This window comes from Kitasatospora sp. MY 5-36 (genome assembly GCF_001182915.1).
Lineage (GTDB): Bacteria > Actinomycetota > Actinomycetes > Streptomycetales > Streptomycetaceae > Kitasatospora.
Genome location: NZ_LFVW01001090.1, coordinates 1 through 1972, shown reverse-complemented (window position 1 = coordinate 1972; position 1972 = coordinate 1). Strand labels below are relative to the sequence as shown.

Genomic DNA, 1972 nt, shown 5'->3' with positions numbered 1-1972 from the left:
TCACCCGGGTCGCCCGCGAGGTGGGCACCGACGGACGGCTCGGCGGCCAGGCCCGGGTACCCGGCGTGGACGGCACCTGGCAGGACCTCACCGAGTCGGTGAACGAACTGGCCAACAACCTGACCCGGCAGGTGCGCGCGATCGCCCAGGTCGCCACCGCGGTCACCAGGGGCGACCTGAGCCTGCGGATCGACGTGGACGCCGCGGGCGAGCTCGACGAGCTCAAGGACAACATCAACCAGATGATCGCCAACCTGCGCGAGACCACCCGCACCAACCAGGAGCAGGACTGGCTCAAGACCAACCTGGCCCGGATCTCCGGCCTGCTCCAGGGCCGCCGGGACCTGGAGGCCGTCGCCTCGCTGATCATGACCGAGCTGACCCCGGTGGTCTCGGCCCAGCACGGCGCCTTCTTCCTCGCCCAGCCGGCCGGCCGCACCGCCGAGCTGATCACCGAGGACGACGACGAGAACGACACCGTGCTGCGCCTGATCGGCAGCTACGGCTACCAGCGGCGGGCTATGCCGACCACCTTCCGGCCCGGCGAGTCGCTGATCGGCCAGGCCGCGGTGGAGAAGTGGGCGATCATCCTCAAGGAGGCGCCGCCCGGGTACCTGAAGATCGCCTCCGGCCTCGGCGAGGCCTCCCCGGCCCACATCGTGGTGCTGCCGGTGCTGTTCGAGGGCCGGCTGCTGGGCGTGATCGAGCTGGCCACCTTCAGCTCCTTCACCACCGTCGCGCTGGACTTCCTGAACCAGATCGCCGACCTGATCGGCGTCACCGTCCACACCATCAGCGTCAACACCAAGACCGAGGGCCTGCTGCTGGAGTCCCAGCGGCTGACCGCCGAACTCTCGATGCGGTCCGCCGAGTTGGAGGCCCGCCAGGAGGAACTGGAGCGCACCAACGAGGAGTTGCAGGAGAAGGCCGAGCAACTCGCCCAGCAGAACCGCGATATCGAGATCAAGAACGGCGAGATCGAGGAGGCCCGGCAGGTCCTGGAGGAGCGCGCCGAGCAGCTCGCCCTGGCCTCCCGGTACAAGAGCGAGTTCCTCGCCAACATGTCGCACGAGCTGCGCACCCCGCTCAACTCGCTGCTGATCCTGGCCAAGCTGCTCTCCGACAACAACGAGGGCAACCTCTCGCCCAAGCAGGTCGAGTTCGCCGACACCATCCACGGCGCGGGCTCCGACCTGCTCCAGCTGATCAACGACATCCTCGACCTGTCCAAGGTCGAGGCCGGGAAGATGGACGTCCGCCCGGCCCGAATCGCCCTGGTCCAGCTGGTCGACTACGTCGAGGCCACCTTCCAGCCGGTCGCGCTGGACAAGAACCTGGACTTCGCCGTCCGGGTCTCGCCCGCCCTGCCGGTCACCCTGCACACCGACGAGCAGCGGCTCCAGCAGGTGCTGCGCAACCTGATCTCCAACGCGGTGAAGTTCACCGACGCCGGAGCCGTCGACTTCTCGATCCGCCAGGCCGGCCGGGAGGTCCCGCAGCACGTGCGCGAGCGGCTGCTGGAGTCCGGCTCGATCCAGGGCCCGGACGACGAGCTGATCGCCTTCTCGGTCTCCGACACCGGCATCGGGATCCCCGACAACAAGCTGCGGGAGATCTTCGAGGCGTTCAAGCAGGCCGACGGCACCACCAGCCGCAAGTACGGCGGCACCGGCCTCGGCCTGTCCATCAGCCGGGAGATCGCCCGGCTGCTCGGCGGCGAGATCCACGCCGAGAGCGAGCTGGGCAAGGGCTCGACCTTCACGCTCTACCTGCCGCTGCGCACCGAGGCCCCGGAGCCCGTCGGCGACCCGCGCCAGGGCGCTCCGGGCAGCCTGGCGCCGCGGGCCTCGGTCGGGGTGACCCCGGTGGGCCTGCCGGTGCCGGTCGGCGAGAACCCGGCCGACCACTGGGCCCAGGAGGTCCGCGAACTGGCCGAGGAGCGCCGCCGCGGCGCGGTGGAGCGCCGGCGCAG

The 1972-nt window shown here is 70.2% G+C and carries 1 protein-coding gene; it reads left to right on the top strand.

The window, feature by feature from the left end:
- Positions 1-1972 (top strand): ATP-binding protein (locus AE652_RS40380; RefSeq protein WP_159028713.1); only part of this gene is annotated, 1972 nt, incomplete at both ends.